This window comes from Georgenia faecalis, from assembly GCF_003710105.1.
In the GTDB taxonomy this organism is placed as follows: Bacteria; Actinomycetota; Actinomycetes; order Actinomycetales; family Actinomycetaceae; genus Georgenia_A; species Georgenia_A faecalis.
The window spans coordinates 174,305-193,859 of the sequence record NZ_CP033325.1 but is presented as its reverse complement, the minus strand read 5'-3'; the positions used below and the strand labels follow the sequence as shown (position 1 = coordinate 193,859).

General features: G+C 73.1%; 9 protein-coding genes. All 9 read right to left on the bottom strand.

The window, feature by feature from the left end; all coding sequences use genetic code 11:
• Positions 1-12 precede the first annotated feature (12 nt).
• The 9 genes from EBO36_RS15520 to recR all read right to left on the bottom strand — a co-directional run bounded on the left by EBO36_RS15520 (position 13) and on the right by recR (position 19,459).
• Positions 13-1,125 (bottom strand): glycosyltransferase, encoded by a 1,113-nt coding sequence (locus tag EBO36_RS15520; protein ID WP_122822935.1) that lies wholly within the window; start codon positions 1,123-1,125, stop codon positions 13-15.
• Positions 1,126-1,127: 2 nt separating this feature from the next.
• On the bottom strand, positions 1,128-1,817 hold the full coding sequence (locus EBO36_RS00800; RefSeq protein ID WP_122822934.1) for a sugar transferase: 690 nt from the start codon (positions 1,815-1,817) through the stop codon (positions 1,128-1,130).
• A gap of 169 nt (positions 1,818-1,986) precedes the next feature.
• The gene (locus EBO36_RS15815) at positions 1,987-13,518 is read right to left on the bottom strand and encodes a PA14 domain-containing protein (RefSeq protein WP_122822933.1); all 11,532 of its coding nucleotides are present in this window, start codon (positions 13,516-13,518) and stop codon (positions 1,987-1,989) included.
• Between the two features lie 546 nt (positions 13,519-14,064).
• Complete coding sequence (locus EBO36_RS00790; protein WP_244925322.1) at positions 14,065-14,946, bottom strand: DUF3152 domain-containing protein; 882 nt, start codon at positions 14,944-14,946, stop codon at positions 14,065-14,067.
• A gap of 46 nt (positions 14,947-14,992) precedes the next feature.
• Entirely contained in the window at positions 14,993-15,367 is a 375-nt protein-coding gene (trxA, locus tag EBO36_RS00785) for a thioredoxin (RefSeq protein WP_122822932.1), read from the bottom strand.
• A gap of 90 nt (positions 15,368-15,457) precedes the next feature.
• Positions 15,458-16,516 (bottom strand): aspartate-semialdehyde dehydrogenase, encoded by a 1,059-nt coding sequence (locus tag EBO36_RS00780; RefSeq protein ID WP_122822931.1) that lies wholly within the window; start codon positions 16,514-16,516, stop codon positions 15,458-15,460.
• Positions 16,513-17,790: an aspartate kinase gene (locus EBO36_RS00775; protein WP_187695828.1), complete on the bottom strand. Its 1,278-nt coding sequence runs from the start codon at positions 17,788-17,790 to the stop codon at positions 16,513-16,515. Before EBO36_RS00775 ends, EBO36_RS00780 begins: the two co-directional genes overlap by 4 nt.
• 192 nt (positions 17,791-17,982) lie before the next feature.
• Entirely contained in the window at positions 17,983-18,756 is a 774-nt protein-coding gene (locus EBO36_RS00770; protein ID WP_122822929.1) for a TSUP family transporter, read from the bottom strand.
• Positions 18,757-18,859: 103 nt separating this feature from the next.
• Positions 18,860-19,459 carry a recombination mediator RecR gene (gene recR, locus EBO36_RS00765; protein WP_122822928.1) on the bottom strand — a complete coding sequence of 200 codons (600 nt, stop codon included), beginning with the start codon at positions 19,457-19,459 and terminating at the stop codon, positions 18,860-18,862.
• Between the last annotated feature and the right edge of the window lie 96 nt (positions 19,460-19,555).

Genomic DNA, 19,555 nt, shown 5'->3' with positions numbered 1-19,555 from the left:
CTGGCGGACCGCTCAGACGTCGGTGGCCGTGGGCGGGCGCGCGCCCGCGGTGGCGCGCACGGCGTCGAGCAGCCGGGCGTAGGCGGGCCGGAAGGCACTGACGTCGTACGCCCACGCCCGGCCGATCGTCGGCCGGTGCGGGACTGAACCGTCGAGGACGCCGGCCACGGTCCGGGCCCACTCCTCCGCGGTCGCCCCCGCGGGAAGGATGGTCCCGGCGCCGCCGACGAGGAGCTCGCGGCTGCCCCGGTTCTCGCGGGCGACGACCGGCGTCCCGACGGCGAGGGCCTCGATGACGACGCGGGGCACGCCCTCGCGGCGGCTCGGGGAGAGCAGCACGGTGGCGGCGGCGAGCCACGCCCCGACGTCGAGGGTGCGGGGGACGAGAGTGAGCCACGGCCGGTCCTCCGCCAGCTCGGCCAGCACCGGGGCCAACGGCCCTTCCCCGACGACGACCAGGCCGAGGTCCGGATGGGCGCCGCGGCACCGCTCGACGGCCGCGACGGCGAGGAGGGGGTCCTTGTTGGCGTTGAGGTCGCCGCAGAAGAGGGCGAACGGCCGGGGCGCGGACGCCAGCGGCTCGGCGTCACGGAACCGGCTCACGTCGACACCCGCCCCCGGCAGGCTGCGGATGGTGCGGGGGTGGAGCAGGCCCGGGAGCGCGCGGAACCAGGCGGCGTCCTCGACGCTCACCGTGGCGACCGCTGCGGCGCGGGGGGCGAGCAGCGCCTCCAGCGCGCGCACCGCCGCGGGCCCTACGCCGCGGTCGTCCCGCTGGGCGTGCAGGCCGTGGACGACGTACACGGTCCGGTCCCGCAGGTGCGCCGGGGCGAGGACCCGCCACAGCGCCGCGACGATCGGCGTCTGGACCTGGACGAGGTCCCAGTCGCGCTCGGCCAGCCGGCGCAGGTCGGCGGCCATGCGGGCGAGGCCGGCGGGACGCACGGACCGGGTGCCCCGCAGGGGCAGGAACGCCCCCCAGCGGGCGAGCTCAGGCGTCCAGGCGTCCTCCGCGGCGGCGAACGTCAGCTCCATGCCGCGGTCCCGGGCGACGTCCCAGGAGGCCGGGCTCTGCAGCGCGAGGCTGCGAGAGACCGCCGAGAGGACGAGCATCGTCGGTGCCATGGTCACCGTCCCTTCCGGCCGAGCACGACGCCCACGGTGCGCACGAGGATCTCGGCGTCGAGGAGCAGGCCGGCGTGGCGGATGTAGTAGAGGTCGTACTCGAGCTTGACGGCCGCCTCGGCGACCGAGCTCGTGTAGGTGTGCCGGACCTGGGCCCACCCGGTGAGCCCCGGCTTGACGGCGACGCGCCGGGCGAACCCCGGGCAGGCGACTTCGAGCGCGAGGACGAGCTCGGGGCGCTCGGGGCGCGGACCGACGAACGTCATCTCGCCGCGCAGGATGTTCCACAGCTGCGGCATCTCGTCCAGGCGGCTGCGCCTGAGCAGGTGACCCACGGCCGTCACTCGCGGGTCCCCCTGTTCGGACCACACGGGGCGCCCCGGCCGCTCGGCGTCGGCCACCATGGAGCGGAACTTGTAGATGTGGAAAGGCCGCCCACCCAGGCCGGTGCGGACCTGGCGGTAGAACGGGGCCCCCGGCGAGTCCAGCGTGATGGCCAGCGCGATGAGCGGCACAAGGGGCAGCGTCACCGCCCCGAGGACGAGCGCCAGCACGACGTCCACCGCGCGCTTGACGGCGCGGTACCCGCGGGAGGGGGCCGGCACGACGGGGATCGCGGGCAGCAGGCGCTCGGCCGAGCGTGCCGGCGCGGCGAACCAGGTCAGCGGAGGGTCCAGCCGCTCCATCGTCATGACAACCCCCTTTGCCGTGAGGTTCAGGCCCGGCGCTCGGGCCGGACGTCGAGGTGGGGCGGTGGTCCGCCCGCGGTGGTGCACCCGTCGCGTACCCCGGTCCGCGTCGGCCGCCGTGGGGCGGTACGGCCGACGCGGACCGGGGCGTGTGCGGGAGGTGAGGCGGTCGTCAGTCGACCGGGATCACCTCGATGGCGCTGACCTTCGGCTGGTTGACCGTCGCCGAGAAGTCGATGTCGAGGTTCCCGTCCGTCACCGTGACGGTCCGTTCCACGACGTGCGCCGTCATGGGGCCGACGACGGCGTTGAGGTCGAGGTTGGTGACCTCCGCCGGCCCGCCCTCGAGGTTGGCGCTGAACACCCGCTTGCCCGTGCCGCCGGCGCCACCTCCGGTGGCCCCGTGGTAGATCTCGGCGAAGTGCAGCCGGACCAGGTACTGGCCGCCGGCGACGCCCACGTTGTAGCCGAAGGTGCCGAGGTTCGTCGTCGAGCTGCGCTCGGTGAGGTAGAGGACGTCGTTCGTCGTGCCGGCGATCGCGGTCACCGCCGGGTTGGTGTACGTCTTGCCGCCGGCGAACGCGGTGTCGGCGGACCACTGCACACCGCCCGCCGTCGTCACCGCTCCGCCGCCGGCGTTGATCCGCACCGGCGCCTCCGGCTGGTCGGGGAGGTCGACGGTGACGGCGCTGGTAGGCGCCGACACCGTGCCGGAGTAGTCGACGGCGAGGACCCGGTAGAAGCCCGTGTCGGCCGCCGGCGGGTTGGCGTCGGTGAAGGTGGCGCCCCGGACGGGGGTCGCCCCCGTCAGCCGTGTCCACGGCCCGGAGGCCGCTGTCGCACGCTCCACGTGGTAGCCGATGACGTCGTCCTCGGGCGTCGCCGTCCAGCTGAGCACCACGTCCTCCTCGACCACCTCCCCGCCCAGGCCGGTGGGTGCCGCGGGCGCCGTGGTCGAGTGCGGGGTCACCGGGAACACGTTGGTGACGAGGTAGACGTTGTCCTGGAAGTCGCAGTTCGTCGGACCCGTGCCGCACTGGTTCGGCGAGCTGATGTAGTCGTGCCCGACGATCCAGGCCCCCGGGACCGCGTTGCCGTCCCGGTCGATGACCGGCCAGGTCTTCGACGCCATGTAGTTGGTGTTGTTCGTCGTCTGGCCGTTGACGACGATGCCGAAGTTGCCGCTCGGGTTCGCGCTCAGCTGGGTAGGCCCGGTGAGCGCGTTGTTGAGCGGGAGGATCGACTGGCCGTAGGCACCGTTGTGGGTCGCCGTGGTCCCGCCGATGTTGATGGTCTCCGTCTGGCCGCAGCAGCCGTGGAAGGCGGCGAGCTGACGCACGACCACCGGCTGGGCGGGGTTGGCCCGCTTCCACAGCAGGGAGCGCACCTCGTCCCCGTTGAGCGGTGACGTCCGCATCTCGTCCCCGTTCTCCAGGGTGCCGATGTCGGTCTGCCACCCGAACAGCGCGGAGATCTGGTTGAGCGTGAGCTCGCTGCCTCCCTCCGGCTGGGTCATGTAGCCACCGCGGACCTGCACGGTGGTCACGGGCGAGGCGGGGTCGCTGGAGGTGAGCACGATCTGCGCCGCCCGCACCCCCCTGCCCCCGGAGTTCGCGGTGAACGTGACCTCGAGGGGGAGGGAGCTGCCCGGCGCGATGACGAACGGGCTCGCCGGGGCTCCCGTGAGCGTGAACTGGCTGGCGTTGGCGCCCGTGAGCGCGACGTCGGTGACCCGCAGGTTCTTCGTGCCCGTGTTGGTCACGGTGACGGTCGCCTTGTCGATGACCTCGTGGGTCGTGACGCCGCCGTTGATCCGATGGAGGGTCACCCAGTCCTCGGACATACCGGGGATCGGCTGCCCGCCGGCGCGCGTGACCTGCTCGTTGCGCAGCGTGAGCGTGCCGCCGACGTCGAGGACCTCGACGTCGACCTCGCGGACCGTCGTCCGGCCCTCGCCGTCGACCGCCGTCACCTCGAGCACGTGCTCGCCCAGCGGGAGGCTGAACGGCGCTGTGTAGACCACCGCGGCCCCGTCATCGATCCGGTAGGTGAGCGAGGCGATCGTCGCGCCGCCGGGCGCCGTCGCGGTGAGCGCGGCCTGGCCGGGCCCCCCGGTGTAGCTGTCCCCCACGGCGACCCCGTTGACGGTGACCCCGACGCTCGGGGCCAGCAGGCCCTGCCCGGTGATCCGGATCCAGTTGACCTTGGTGTTCTCCCCGGCGTTGGTGAGGGTGAGCCGGCCGTCGGTCACGGACACCGTGGCGGTGCCGGTGGTGAAAGGCGTGCCGGCCGTCGGCGTGAAGTCGTCGACGACGGTGACGCCCTCGACCGCGACCCCGTGGGTGGAGTCGAGGAACCCGGCGTCCCCGACGGAGACGTCGACCCGGTACGTCCCGTTCCCGAGGACGTACTCCCAGGTGCCGTTGGTGTAGCTGGGCTGGGAGGAGTTGTCGAGGAAGGTGAACGACTTCCGGACGTTCTCCGCGGGGTAGGCGATGCCGCCCGACGCCGCCGCCCGGTAACGGGTGGCCGCGGTGCGGTCCACCGGCGCACCGGTGTCCGCGTTGAGCCAGCCGTACCCGCGCGCGACGGAGAACGCCGTTCCGGTCTCCACCAGCCAGCCGGGCGTCGTCGGTGCCGTCGCCGGGGCGAAGGCCACCTGGACGTCCTCCTCCGCCGGGGGAGGCTCCTCCAGGCCGTCACCGGTGATGGACACCCAGTTGATCTTGGTGTTCGTCCCGGAGTTGGCGATGCTCAGCTTCCCGTCGGTGACGGTCACGGTGCGCACGCCCGTCTGGAAGGGGGTGGTCGCCGTCGGCACGAAGCTCGCGATGACGGGCTGCCCCTCGGCCGTGACGCCGTGGGTGGAGTCGAGGTGGTTCGCGTCGCCGACGGAGACGGCGACCTCGTAGGTGCCGTTGGGCACCGCGTACTCCCACCGGCCGTTGGTGTACGTCGGCTGGCTGGCGTTGTCGAGGAAGGCGAAGGACTTGAGGGTGTCCTTGGTGGGGAAGGTGATGCCGGACATCGGTCCCGTGCGGTGGCGGGTGGCGGCGGTGCGGTCCACCGGCGCCCCGGTGGCGGCGTTGACCCATCCGAAGCCACGGGCGTCGGAGTAGGCGAGGCCGGTCTCCGCCGTCCACCCGTCCACGGCCGGCGCGGACGCGGGGGCAAAGTGGATCTTCACCTGCGCCCCGTCGCTGGGGTCGTCCCCACCAGGGTCGGTGGCCCCGGTGGGAACCACGTCGATGTAGTTGATCTTCGTGTTGGTCCCGCCCTCGGCGTCCACGGTGAGGGCGCCGTCGGTGACGGTGACCTCGACCGTGACCGTCTTGTGCCGACTGTTGGCGCCGGCCGCACCGGTGGGCACGAACGGCGGCGTGATGGCGGGCTCGCCCTCGACGTTGATGACGTGGCGCTCCGGGTCGGAGTTCACCGCCGAGTCGCCGGCGGCGACCGTCACCTCGTACGTCCCGTTGGGGAGCGCGAGCTCCCAGAAGGCGTACGCCGAGACCCCGTTGAAGGTGCTGCCGCTCGCGGTGACGTCCGCGGACTGCATGTGCATGACCGTGTCCAGGCGCTGGTCGGCCTGGGCGGTGTTGCGGTCCCGCCCGTTGCCCGGGCCGGTCGCCCCGCCGACCGACAGGTCGATGGGCTGGCCGTTGGTCTCGTTGCGCCACCCGAAGGTGAGACCGCTGCCCTGGTCCGAGCGGGTCCGGGCCCCGAAGGGCTGGCCGAAGTCGCGCAGGTACCCGGTGGGCAGGGCCGCCGCCTGGTTGGAGAAGTTCACCCGGATCGCCTCCTCCACCGGCGCGGTGCCCCCGGCGGGGCGCACCCCGCTGAGCAGGAAGACGTAGTCCTGGAAGTCACCGTTGTTCGCGTCCTCGAAGGCCACGACGTAGCTGTTGGGGATGGGAGCACCAGAACGGGTCCGGGCCGGGTAGACCCGGGCACGGTGGGCGTCGGCGGCCGGCGAGTTGAGCCGGTCCTCCGTGAACCCGTACCGGCTGAAGACCCCGGAGTGGTAGTACACCCCGAACTCCGCGTTGCCCGGGTCGAAGGTGGTCGACCCACCCGCGCGCACCGGGGGCAGCAGCGACTGGTAGCCGCTGATGTCGATCTGCCCGATCTCGCGACGCTCGGACGCGGTTCCGTCGCCGGTGTACCAGCCGAACGGCAGGTGCTCGCGCGGGGCGTAGTGGGCGAGCGGGCGCATGGTCACCGTTCCGCTGCCGGCCCTGACGAAGAGCGGCTCGAGGACCTCCTGGCCCTTGGCCTGCGGCTGCATGCCCCCGGCCAGGGCGGTCCAGCCGACGTCGATGCCGTACCCGAGGGTGCCGACGACGTCCTTGAGCGGCGGCTCATTGCCACCCTCGATGCCGTTCATGCTCAGCCCGTACAGGCCGACGGCGACGCTGCGTCCGTCCGCGGACAGCTGGAGGGACGCCGATCGCTGGCCCACCGCCGTCCCCGGCTTGAACGCCACGGACACCGTGGTGCTGGCCCCCGGGGCGAGCGTCACGGAGGCCGGCGACCCGAGGGTGAACTCGCCAGCGTTGGTGCCGGTGACGCCCACCTGGAGCGTCACCCCCTCCGCCGAGGAGTTGGTGACGGTCACCGTGCGCGTCGCCGACGTCGTCGACTTCACGGTGGAGAAGATGAGCTCGTCCGCCGACGTCGTGAGCGTCGCCGCCCGGTGCTCCTCCGGGACCCGCAGGAGGAAGAGCTGCTGGTCGGAGCCGCCCCGGTTGTACTGGTTGACGTAAAGGTTGCCCGTGCTCGGGTCCTCGACGACCTCGAGCGGGTCGTTGAACCCGTCGACGCCGGACATCGTCGAGCCGGGCACCCCGGTGAGGCCCGTGGAGGCCTGCTCACCGAGGATCTCGCCCGTCGCGGGGTCGACCTGGAGGAACAGCAGGTCGTTGTTGTCGGAGAAACGGGTGACGACGAGCCGGCCCTTGAGCTGGCCGCCGAACGTCTCGGACTGGTACTCCAGGGCACCGTTGGGCGACTTGTTGAAGCCGAGGTCCCACGCGATGCCACGGTAGTTCGGGTCGGGCAGCTGGCCGGAGGGGTACCTCGTGCCGCCCTGGCCGGCGGCGACCGGCGGGTTCGCCGGGTCGTTGCCCTCGTGGAGCACCCACTCGCACCGCTCGGGGTTCGGGTGGCCGTAGTAGCCGCCCTGCTCCACCTGGTAGAGGTGGTCGCGCTGGGTCGGGTGGTTGGCGATCGGGGGCACGGTCCCACCCGTGTAGGGCTTGCGGTCGATGCGGTTGCTCGTGCACGCGGCGGTGACGTCACGGTTGTTCACCGAGGCGAACCCGGGGATCCCGGCCGCGGCCTTGCGGGTGAACGTGCCGTTCGCGTTGGCGGTGACGCCAGGGCTGTTCGCGTTGCCCGCGGTCCCGTTCGTCGGGACGTACAGGTGCCCGCTGGAGTGCCAGACGAGGTCGTAGGCGTTGCGGATACCGGTCGCGAAGATCTGCAGGGGGGCGTTCGGCGCGTACGGGTTGTACGTGCCGCCCTCCGCCGTCTTCACGTCGATCGGCCCACCGGCCCCGGCGGCGGCGACGACGGCGGGGTGCGCCGGGTCGAACCGCAGGGTGGCCGCCGTGAGGAGGGTCTCCCCGCGCTGGCCCCAGCTGTTGTCGAGGTCGCCCGCCGCCTGGTTGGAGCCCTGGAGGAAGTAGAGGCTCCCGTCGGGCCCGTAGGCCAGGGAGTTGGTGAGGTGGTCCGACTGCGAACGGGGCAGGTTGTCGAAGATCTCCTGCTCGTTCTGGAGGTTCGGCCCGCTGAGCAGGCTGATGCCGCTCACCCACTTGTCGGGCTCGTTGCTGACGTTCGGGCTGGTCTTGGTCACCCACAGGCGCAGGTTGTCCGCCGTCGCCGCCTTGTCGAAGACGAGGCCGATCATGGCGAACCCGAAGTAGCCGAGGCTCTCCATGTTTGAGAGCGTGCCGTCGTCGTTCACGGTGAAGCGCCACAGGCCCTGGCCGATGGTCGTGCCGTACATCTTCCCGTCCGGCCCGAAGGCGAACGACGACCAGTACTTGTCCGCGGCGATGGGGAGCTCTTCCTTCTCGAACTCGATGCCGGTGAGGGGCGTGAACTCGTCGCCCCCGACGACGTCACCGGTGCCCGTGGTGAACACGGAGGTGAAGGGAAGGAACGAGGCGCCGAGGTTGTCCTTCACCCCGCTGGTGACGACGAAGCGGTAGCTGGTGCGTGCCTTGAGCGTCGCGCTGGGCGCCAGGGTGATGACGTCGTTGCCGCCTGACGTGTTCACCGTCACCGGCACCGGGGTGCCCGAGGGCAGCTCGTACAGGTGGACGTTGCCCTGGAGCGTCGCCCCGTTGACGCCGACGCCGGCGTAGGGGATGCGGATGGTGGCAGAGACACCGTCCCGGGTGCCGTGCTCGGTCGCGCGGTTGTACGGCAGCACGCCGTCGACGTGCGGGGCGAGCGGCTGGCCGGTCACCTCGACGTACGCGAGCTTGGTGTTCGTCCCGCCCTGGGGGTCGAGGGTGAGCCTGCCGTCCCACACCCCCACCGTGACGGTGGCGACGTGGTACTCGCCGGTCGCGGAGGCCTGGAACGCCTCGATGCCGACGGCCCCCTCGACGTTCACCGCGTGGAGGGAGTCGTAGCCGTTGGTGCCCCGCTGGTCGCCGACGGCGACGGTGACCTCGTAGAGCCCGTCCGGGAGCGCGAGCTCCCAGGTGCCCTCGGCGTCCACGCCGTCGCTGCCCTCCACGTCCCCGTACTGCATGTGGAGGACGGAGTCGAGCTTGGGGTCCACCCCGGCGCGCGCCCGCACCCGGCCGTTGCCGACGAGGCTGACGGGGTTGCCGTCCTCGGTCGCCCAGCCGTAGCTGTGCCCGGTGCCCTGGTGGGCGCCCGTGCGCGTGCCGTAGGCCTGCCCGTAGTCGAGGAGGTATCCAGCCGCGGGAGTCGCCGCCGCGGTGGCGAAGTCCACCTTGAGCGCGACGGTGTTCTCCGGGCGCGGCACCGCGTACACCTCGTTGGAGGCGACCGACTCGTTGCCGGCGGCGTCGACGGCGGTGACGACGTAGAAGTACGTCGTGCCGTTGGTGACGCTCGTGTCGGTGAAGGTCGGTCCGGCGACGGGCGCCGCCCCGCTCACCGGCGCACCGGTGAGCTCGACGCCGTTCTCCAGGGCCCGGTAGACGTGGTAGCCCACGGTGTCGCCCGAGGTGCTCGCCGTCCAGGCCAGGGCGACGGCACCGTCGCCGGCCTCGGCCGCCAGGGCGGTCGGGGCGAGCGGGGCCTGGGTGTCCGGGGTCGCGGTGCGCCGCCCGACGGCCTCGTTGGAGGCGGCGGACTGGATCCCGTCGGCGTCCACGGCGGTGACGACGTAGTAGTAGGTCACGCCCACCGCGGCCGTGGTGTCGGAGTACGTCTCGGCGTCCACGGGGGCGGCGCCGGACAGCGGGGTGCCGGTGGTGCCGACGCCCGGGGTCGTCCCGCGGTAGACGTGGTAGCCCACGACGCCCTCGGTGACGCTCGGCGTCCAGGCGAGGTCGATGGACGCCGCGCCCGCGCTCGCGAGCACGTCGGTGGGCGGGAGGACCTCCTCGATGCTCACGGTCGCCTCGTTGGAGACCACGGACGCGTTGCCGGCCGCGTCGACCGCGGTGACGACGTAGTAGTAGGTCTCGCCCGGCGTGACCGCCGGGTCGAGGAAGGTGGTCCCGCTGAGCAGCGTGCTGCCCGAGTACGGGGTGCCCCCGGCGACCACGCCGGGCTCGGTGCCCCGGTAGACCCGGTAGCCGAGGGTGTCGCTCGAGACGCTCGCCTGCCAGCCGAGGGTGACGGCGGAGTCCGTCGCCGTGGCGGCCAGCGCGGTGGGCGCCGCGGGCGCGGTGACGTCGGGCCCGTCAGGACCCTCGATCTCGACGTCGATCTCGGCGTCCCAGCGGTTCTCGTAGTACTCCACCACCACCGTGTGGGTACCCGGCTCGAGATCCACCTCAGCGGTGTGCACCTGCCAGCCGTTCTGCGGCTCCCACTTGTCGATCACGGTCTCGCCGTCGACGATCACCCGCACGCCGTCATCGGCACGGGCCTGGAACACGTGCGTGCCCTCACCCGCGATCGTCGTCGACCACCGGGCGGAGAAATGGTCGGTCCCCACACCCGCCGGGCCACCACTGCCCCACGCCTCGCTCACCTCGTCCACGCACTCACGCAGCAGCACCTGGCCCGCCAGGCCCGTGCCACCGAAGTACTCCGCAGACCACTGACCCGGCGCGCACTCCGCGGGCCCGTCCGGCTCGTCCACCGCGAACCACTCGACGTCGATCTCGGCGTCCCAGCGGTTCTCGTAGTACTCCACCACCACCGTGTGGGTACCCGGCTCGAGATCCACCTCAGCGGTGTGCACCTGCCAGCCGTTCTGCGGCTCCCACTTGTCGATGACCGTCTCGCCGTCGACGATCACCCGCACGCCGTCATCGGCACGGGCCTGGAACACGTGCGTGCCCTCACCCGCGATCGTCGTCGACCACCGGGCGGAGAAATGGTCGGTCCCCACACCCGCCGGGCCACCACTGCCCCACGCCTCGCTCACCTCGTCCACGCACTCACGCAGCAGCACCTGGCCCGCCAGGCCCGTGCCACCGAAGTACTCCGCAGACCACTGACCCGGCGCGCACTCCGCGGGCCCGTCCGGCTCGTCCACCGCGAACCACTCGACGTCGATCTCGGCGTCCCAGCGGTTCTCGTAGTACTCCACCACCACCGTGTGGGTACCCGGCTCGAGATCCACCTCAGCGGTGTGCACCTGCCAGCCGTTCTGCGGCTCCCACTTGTCGATGACCGTCTCGCCGTCGACGATCACCCGCACGCCGTCATCGGCACGGGCCTGGAACACGTGCGTGCCCTCACCCGCGATCGTCGTCGACCACCGGGCGGAGAAATGGTCGGTCCCCACACCCGCCGGGCCACCACTGCCCCACGCCTCGCTCACCTCGTCCACGCACTCCTTGAGGAGCGCGTCGCCGCCGAGCCCGGTGCCGCCGAAGTACTCGACGCTCCACTGGGCGTCCGGGCAGGCCGTCGGGGCGGCCGGGACCTCGACGACGGCCTGCTGGGCCGCCGGGGTGGTGCCCGACGCGCCGACGGCGACGACGAGGTAGTGGTAGGTGGTGCCGGGCTCGACCGCCGCGTCGACGAACGTCGTGCCGGTGACCGGGGTGGCGTTGATCGGCGCACCGCTCGCCTGCGCGGGGGCCCCGACGCCGCGGTAGATCTGGTATCCGGTGGCACCGGCGGCGGCCGTCCAGCTGAGCGCGACGCCCTCGTCCGTGAGCGTCCCGGTGACGCCCGTGGGGGCGGCGGGCGGCGCGGGCTCGGCCGGCACCGCGACGTCGACGACGCCGGATGGTGCGGACTCGCCGGCGTCGTTGAGCGCGACGACGGCGTAGTAGTAGGTGGTCCCCGCCTCGACGGAGGTGTCGAGGTAGGTCGTCCCGGTGACGGTCGCCACGGGCGTCCCGCCGGTGACCGCCGCCGCGTCCGTGCCCCGGTAGACGGCATAGCCGGTGGCTCCGGCGGCGGCGTCCCAGGTGAGGGCGACGCCCTCGTCGGTGGCCTCACCGGCGAGCCCGGTGGGGGTCGCGGGCGCCGCCGGGGCGTCGGGCACGGTGACCTCGACGGGCGCGGACGGGTCCGAGGCGCCGCCGTCGTTGACCGCGACGACGGCGTAGTAGTACGTGACGCCGGGCTCGGCGGTCGCGTCGACGTAGGTGGTCGCCGTCAGCGGGGCCTCGTTGAGCGGGGCCGCGTCGGCGAGGGTGGCGGGGTCGGTGGACCGCAGGACGTCGTAGCCGGTGGCGCCCTCGCTGGCCGTCCACGCGACCTGGACGCCCTCGGCGGCGGCCGCGGCGGTGACGCCGGTGGGCGGCGCGGGCGCCTCGGCAGCGACCTCGTCGGCGTAGATCTCGACGTAGGCGAGCTTCGTGTTGGTCCCGCCGACCTGGTCGATCGTCAGGCTGCCGTCCGTGACCTCGACGGTCCCGACCGCCTCGTCGTACTGGCGCGAGGGGGTGGTGACGAACGGGCCGAGGATGGGCGTGCCCTCCGCGCGGACGAGGTGCGTGCTGTCGGCGTTCCCGGTGTCGCCGACGGCGGCGACCACGGTGTACGTGCCGTCGGGGAGGTCGTACTCCCAGACGCCCTCCTCGACGGACCCGTTGGGGATGTCGAGGTGGATGATCGTCGCGAGGCGCAGGTCGGCCGGGACCCCGGCCCCGGTGCGCGTCCGGGAGTTCGCGCTGTTGTCCAGCGGGGCACCGTCGTCCAGGGCCGTCCAGCCGAAGCCGCGCGCGGCGGTGTAGGCGAGGCCGGTGTCGGCGGTGTAGCCCGCCGGCGTCGTGACGTCGGCGGTCTGGAAGTTGATCTTCTCGATCAGCTCGGCGTCCACGCCCGGCACGAGCGCCTGGGCGGTGGCCGGCGCGGAGGCGTTGCCAGCGGCGTCGAGAGCGACGACGGCGTAGTGGTAGGTCTGGCCGATGAAGATCGCCACGTCCGTGAACGCCGGCGTGGTCAGCGGCGCGCTGCCCGCGATCCCCGGCCCGGTCGTCGCGACCGGTGCCGAGGCGCCGCGGTAGACCCGGTAGCCGACGACGTCGGAGGAGACGTCGGCCGAGTCCCACGTGAGGTCGACACCCGACGGGCTCGCCGCGGCCTCGAGGCCGGCCGGGGCCGCCGGCGGCGTCGTGTCCAGCTCGGCCACCGAGAAGCTCTGGAAGGCGTAGGAGAGGGAGGCGGTGGCGGCCATGTTGCGCTTGGTCGCGTAGAGACCCGCGAACGAGGTGGTGTCGGGGACGGGACGGGTGAGGAGGGTGCCGTTGTGGAAGTTGGCCGGCAGGGCCAGCGTCCCCATGGACTGCACGGCGCCGGTCCCGATCTGGTACGTCCCGGTCATCGTGCCGGCGACGGGGTTGATGTCGAGGGTGAGCGTGACGGGCTGCGACCCGAGAGCCGACTGCGGCATCTCCTTGATCACCTGGTCGACCGACGGCGTCGTCGGGTTCCCGTTGACGGTGACGCCGTTGATCTCCCGGGAGAGCTGGATCTGGCGCGTCGACGCGGCCGAGCCGACGAGGGCGAGCTTGACGTAGTTGTCGTCGTTGGCGCCGAACCAGAGGCCGGCCTGCGCCGAGCTGTTCGCGGCGGTCGGGCTGGTGAGCGTCGTCCTCAGTCGGATCCCCGCCTGCGTGGTGTCGACACCGACCCCGAGGGTGTTGTCCTGCTTGTTGACCTCACCGGTCGCCGCGCCCGGCTTGGCGTAGGCGATGCCGTTCGTCGCCGCGATGGTGAGGTTCCCGCCCGCGACGGTGAGGTTCTGGGGGAGGTAGTAGGTCGGGTCGGCGCTCGACGGCTGCACCATGGTGAACCCGGTGTCGATGTCCCCGGAGGCGTGCAGGCCGCCCTCCGTCCCGTCAAAGGTGAGGTCGAGCGTGTTGTCCGGTGCCGCGACCGCGGCGGGCGGCAGCGGCGAGTAGGGCGTCGTCGCCCAGCTGGCCGCGTTGGCGGGCACGTCGGCGATGGGCATGGCCACGGCCGAGGCGGCGCCCACGGACATGGTGGTGAGGAGCGCCAGCACGGCGGTGGCCGCGACGGCCGCCTTGCCGCGCGGCTGGCGTGAACGACTCAGCACGGGGCCGGTCCGACGGGACATGGGCTTTTCCTCTCAGATCACATGCGTCATCGGCGGACGTGCCCCGGCGCCAGCCCGCCCGAGCGCGCGGTGTGCGGGCGCCGGGGAGGTGCGGACAGCACGGACGTGCCCGGGGGCGCAGGCGCCCGGGCACGTCGAGAGCTGGCGGCGTGTGCCGTTCATGCGGGGTGTCCGTATCTCGTCTTCGTCCTGGTCCGGCGCGGGTGCGCCGTTGTGCCTCGCGTCATTGCGGGGCGCCATCAGAAGAACACCCGTTCTCCGGGCCTGGCCGGGCCGGGCTGGCTGATCACCTGCTGAACGTCCGCCCGTCACCCGGGGTGACGGGGGTGACCCGACCTCTCCGGCCGCCATCCCCGTCCCGGCGCCGCAATCGCGCCAGGCGTGGTGCAGGGGTGCGTCGAGCGCGGTGCGGGGGTTCGTCGAGCGTGGTGCGCAGGGCCTAGCGGCCGCCGGGCCGGCTGGCCCGTCCGAGAGTTCGCCGTCGACCGTCGGGCGCGACGACGCGCGCTCACGGCGTGGGCCGAGACGGGGCTCTCGGCCCGACCGTCAGGTGTTGTTGATCGCGGGCCAGGGATTCGGCCGGCACCCCTCGAGGCGGAGGGTCTGCTGGAGCATGATCGGGGCGGGTCCACCCGCCGCCGGGCAACCCGTGTGCGGGTGTCCGAGGACGTGGCCCACCTCGTGGTTGACGAGGTACTGGCGGTACTCCTCGACCGTGCCACCGCCGGCGAGGAAGGGCTCCGCCCCGCGCGCCCAGTTCACCGCGTTGAGGACCGCGAAGCCGACGCGCCCGCACGACACCCGGCCCCCGGTGTCCACCGGGTAGCAGAGCCGGTCGGTCGTCGCGGGCGAGGCGAGGGTGACGTCGACGTCCGCCTCGCCGTCGGTGCGCGCGAAGGCGACGGAGCCGTCGTGGCCCCAGCCGCGCGGGTCGTTGAGGGTGGTGAGGACGGCGCCGGCGAAGGCGGGGCCGTCGACGGCGAGGCCGTCCTCGACGAGCACCCGGACGCGCACCACCCGCTCGGCAGGGCGCGGGGCGGGCACCGCACCCGGCACGGTCCGCACGGTGCCGCCGGCCTCGACCGGGACGTCCGTGCTCCACAGGCCACCGGTGGCCCGCAGCCAGTCGGTGGCGTCCGCCTTGGGCGGCACGGCGAGCCAGGGAGGACCACCCTCGCCGTCGCCCGGGGTCGCCGCGCTGGGGGACGTCTCACTCGGGGCCGTCTCGCCGGGCGCGGCGGTCGGTCCCGGGGTCGCCTCACCCGGGGCGGGGCCCACCCCCGGCGCCGGGGCCTGCGAGGTCGCCCTCTCCGGAGCGCGGAGGCTCAGCGCGTCGTCCGGCGCCGTGAGCCGTGGCCCGAGGACCATGGCCAGCGCGACCGCCGGGACGCCGACGGCGACCGCGACCCGCGCACCCCAGCTCCTCATGCTTCTCCTCGACCGTCGCTGCGCCCTGCCCCCCGCGGGTGCGCCCTCAGGACGAGCTGGCGGCGCCCTGGCTCGCGACCTGCGCGCGGACCTCGTCCATGTCGAGACCGCGCACGGCCCCGACGAGCTGCTCCAGCGCCGGCCCCGGCAGGGCGCCGGCCTGGGAGAAGACGAGGATGCCCTCGCGGAACGCCATGAGCGTGGGGATCGCCGTGATGCTGGCCGCCGCCGCTAGCTGCTGCTCGGCCTCGGTGTCGACCTTCGCGAACACGATGTCCTCGTGCTTCTCCGAGGCCTTCTCGTACACGGGCGCGAACTGCTTGCACGGCCCGCACCACTCGGCCCAGAAGTCCACGAGGACGATGTCGTTGTCCGCGACCAGGCGCTCGAACGTGTCGGCGGTGGCATTGACGGTCGCCATGGGTTCCTCCTGCTCGTCGTTGTACGTCCCAGCCTCGCACCATTTCCTTGCGTCGGCAGGCCGCGCCGTCGCTGCGGTCCCGCCCGGCCCTCAGACGCGGGCGAGGCGCGCCGCGACGAGCTCGGCGATCTGCACGGCGTTGAGCGCGGCGCCCTTGCGGAGGTTGTCACCGACGACGAACAGTGCGAGTCCGCGGCCTCCGGGCACGGAGGCGTCCTGGCGGATGCGCCCCACGAAGCTCGGGTCCTGGCCGGCGGCCTGGAGCGGCGTCGGGACGTCCGCGAGCGCCACCCCGGGCGCAGCGGCGAGGAGCTCGCGGGCCCGCTCGGGGCTCAGGGGCCGGTCGAACTCGGCGTTGATCGAGAGGGCGTGGCCGGTGAAGACCGGCACACGCACGCAGGTCCCCGCGACGGCGAGCTCCGGCAGGCCGAGGATCTTGCGCGACTCGTTGCGCAGCTTCTGCTCCTCGTCCGTCTCCCCGGACCCGTCGTCGACGAGGTTTCCGGCCAGCGGCACGACGTCGAAGGCGATGGGCGCGACGTACTTCTCCGGCGCCGGGAAGGTGACGGCACCGCCGTCGTGGGTCAGGGCCGTGGTGTCCTGCTCGACGGCGGCGCGGACCTGGGTGTCGAGCTCGCGGACGCCGGCGAGACCGGACCCGGAGACCGCCTGGTAGGTGGAGACGACGAGCCGCGCGAGGCCGGCCTCCTCGTGGAGGACCTTGAGCGCGGGCATCGCGGCCATGGTGGTGCAGTTGGGGTTGGCGATGATGCCCCGGGGGACGTCGTCGAGGGCGCCCGGGTTGACCTCGCTGACGACGAGCGGGACGTCGGGGTCCATCCGCCAGGCGGAGGAGTTGTCGACGACGACGGCGCCCGCGGCGGCGAAGCGGGGGGCGTGCTCGCGCGAGGCGGACCCGCCGGCGGAGAAGAGGGCGATGTCGATGCCGCTGAGGTCCGCCGTCGCGACGTCCTCGACGGTGATCTCGTCCTCGCCCCACGGCAGCGTCGTCCCCGCCGAGCGCGCCGAGGCGAGGTAGCGCATGGAGGCCACCGGGAAGTCCCGCTCCGCGAGGAGGCGGCGCATGACCGCCCCCACCTGCCCGGTCGCACCGACGACGGCGACGTGCACGCCTGCCTGCTCGCTCATCGTCCGCTCCCTCCGTACACGACGGCCTCCGCCTCGGCGGAGTCCAGGTCAAAGGCAGTGTGCACCGCTCGCACGGCGGCGTCGAGGTCCTCGATCCGCGTCACCACGGAGAGCCGGATCTCGGAGGTGGAGATCATCTCGATGTTGATGCCGGCCTCGGACAGCGCCCCGAAGAGCCGCGCGGAGACGCCCGGGTGGGACCGCATGCCGGCGCCGACGAGCGAGAGCTTGCCGATCTGGTCGTCGTAGCGCAGGTCGGTGAACCGCAGGTCGTCCTCGGCGGCGCGCAGCGCGGTGATGGTGGCCGCGCCGTCCGCCTCGGGCAGCGTGAACGAGATGTCCGTGAGGCCGGTGGCCTCGGAGGAGACGTTCTGCACGATCATGTCGATGTTCGCACCGGCGCGGGCGACGGTCTCGAAGATCCGGGCGGCCGCACCCGGCACGTCCGGCACGCCGACGACGGTGATCTTGCCCTGGCTGCGGTCGTGGGCGACCCCGGAGATGATCGGCGCTTCCATCGTGTCCTCCTGCGGCTCGTGGTCGTTGTCGTCGGTGATCCACGTGCCCTCCTTCGTGGAGAAGGAGGACCGGACGTGGATGGGGACCCCGTAGCGGCGGGCGTACTCCACGGCCCGCAGGTGCAGGATCTTCGCCCCGTGCGCCGCCATCTCCAGCGTCTCCTCGGTGGTGATCGAGGTGATCCGCCGGGCGGTCGGCACGATGCGCGGGTCGGCCGTGAACAGGCCGTCGACGTCGGTGTAGATCTCGCAGACGTCCGCGCCGAGCGCGGCGGCGAGGGCGACGGCGGTGGTGTCGGAGCCGCCGCGGCCGAGCGTGGTGACGTCCTGCTCCTCGGAGACGCCCTGGAAGCCGGCGACGATGGCGACCGCGCCGCGCTCGAGGGCGTGGACGATCCGCCGCGGCGCGACGCCGACGATGGAGGCCTTGCCGTGGACGGTGTCGGTGAGCACGCCGGCCTGCTGGCCCGTGTAGGACTGCGCGGGCACGCCCAGGGCGTCGATCGCGATGGCGAGCAGAGCCATGGAGATGCGCTCGCCCGCGGTGAGGAGGATGTCGAGCTCACGGGCCGGGGGCTCGGCGCTCACGGAGGCGGCCAGGTCGAGCAGCTCGTCCGTCGTGTCGCCCATGGCCGAGACGACGACGACGACGTCGTTGCCCGCCTGCCGGGTCTCGACGATTCGGTGCGCGACGCGCCGGATGCTGGCGGCGTCGGCGACGGACGAACCGCCGAACTTCTGCACGACGAGGGCCACGGCCGGCTCCGCTCGGGTCGATGGGCGGGCGTGTGCCCGCAAGGACGGACGAAGTTTAGGCCGGGAGCGGGCGGAGGGGGGAGCGCGTCCGCGCCGTGGGCACCACCGACCCCTGTCGCGATCATGCAGAAACGCTGACCCCGCCCCTCCCACCCGCCCCTCCGGCGTGATCATGCAGGAACGCTGCGGGCCTCAGGCGAGGACGTCCCATCCCAGCCGGACGATGAGGGCGCCGACGACGACGATGAAGACGACGCGCACGAACCCGCTCCCCTTGGCCACCGCCATCCGGGCGCCGACGTACCCGCCGGCGAGGTTCGCCACCCCGACGACGAGCCCGAGGCCCCACAGGACGGCGCCGTAGGGGATGAAGAAGATGAGCGCGCCCGCGTTGGTGGCGAAGTTGACGATCTTCGCGATCGCGGACGCGGGGAGGAAGGCGTAGCCGAGGACGCCGACGAGGCTGATGACGAGGAAGGTGCCGGTCCCCGGCCCCAGGAGCCCGTCGTAGGTCCCGATGGTCACGCCGAGCAGGGCGGCGGCGCCGTGGTGGCGCCGCCCGGCCCACCGCAGGTCGGTGTGGGCGCCGACCCGCGGCCGCAGGATCGTCCACGCGGCGACGGCGACCAGCACGACGAGGATGATCGGCGTGAAGAGGTCCTCGGGGATCCGGGAGGCGAGCGCCGCGCCGCCCACGGCGCCGAGCAGCGCGGTGGCTGCCATGGGTGCGGCCGTGCGCAGGTCGGGCCCCACCCGGCGGTAGTACGTCAGCGCGCTGACGGAGGTCCCCATGATGCCGGCGAGCTTGTTCGTGGCCAGCGCCTGCACCGGCGTGATGCCGGGGACAAGGAGGAGGGCCGGGAGCTGGACGAGGCCACCGCCACCGACGACGGCGTCGATCCACCCGGCGGTGAAGCCCGCCAGGACGAGGAGCCCGACGGCGAGCAGGTCGAGGTCGGGGGGCACGCGCTCATCTAACCGTGCGGCCCCGGCTCACCGCGCGCCGCCGACGCGGCGGTGCTCCGGCTCCTGGACGCCACGACGCTCTGGGTGCGACGCAGGGGGCCTCTCAGGCCTCGATGCGGCGACGACCCTCGAACGCGCGGCCCAGGGTGATCTCGTCGGCGTACTCGAGGTCGCCGCCGACCGGAAGGCCGGACGCGAGCCGCGAGACGGGGACGCCCATGCCGCGGAGCATGCGGGCGAGGTAGGTCGCCGTCGCCTCCCCCTCGATGTTGGGGTCGGTGGCGAGGATGACCTCCTCGACGGCCCCGTCGGCCAGCCGCGTCATGAGCTCACGGATGCGCAGGTCGTCCGGGCCGATCCCCTCGATGGGGTTGATGGCCCCGCCGAGCACGTGGTACCGCCCGCGGAACTCGCGGGTGCGCTCGATGGCGACGACGTCCTTGGCCTCCTCGACGACGCACAGCACCGCGGTGCTGCGCCGGGGGTCGGCGCAGATCCGGCACTGGGCGCCCTCGGCGATGTTGCCGCAGGTCTCGCAGAACTTGACCTTCTCCTTGGCCTGCGTCAGCGCCTGGGCGAGCCGGGCGACGTCGGCCGCGTCCGCGTTGAGGACGTGGAAGGCGATCCGTTGCGCGCTCTTGGGCCCGACGCCGGGAAGGCGGCCGAGCTCGTCGATGAGGTCCTGGACCGCGCCTTCGTACACCCCGTCAGCCTACGGCGCCGCGGCGACACCCGAGCACGCCCCGACCGTGTCGAGGCCACCGTCACAGCCCGGGACGCCGGCACCCCGGCGCCCGCC

Excerpts from the sequence above, each read along its gene's own strand:
- EBO36_RS00790 (WP_244925322.1), bottom strand. The coding sequence starts at position 14,946 with ATGAGGAGCTGGGGTGCGCGGGTCGCGGTCGCCGTCGGCGTCCCGGCG.
- EBO36_RS15815 (WP_122822933.1), bottom strand. The coding sequence starts at position 13,518 with ATGTCCCGTCGGACCGGCCCCGTGCTGAGTCGTTCACGCCAGCCGCGC.
- EBO36_RS00780 (WP_122822931.1), bottom strand. The coding sequence starts at position 16,516 with ATGAGCGAGCAGGCAGGCGTGCACGTCGCCGTCGTCGGTGCGACCGGG.
- EBO36_RS15520 (WP_122822935.1), bottom strand. The coding sequence starts at position 1,125 with ATGGCACCGACGATGCTCGTCCTCTCGGCGGTCTCTCGCAGCCTCGCG.
- trxA (WP_122822932.1), bottom strand. The coding sequence starts at position 15,367 with ATGGCGACCGTCAATGCCACCGCCGACACGTTCGAGCGCCTGGTCGCG.
- EBO36_RS00800 (WP_122822934.1), bottom strand. The coding sequence starts at position 1,817 with ATGACGATGGAGCGGCTGGACCCTCCGCTGACCTGGTTCGCCGCGCCG.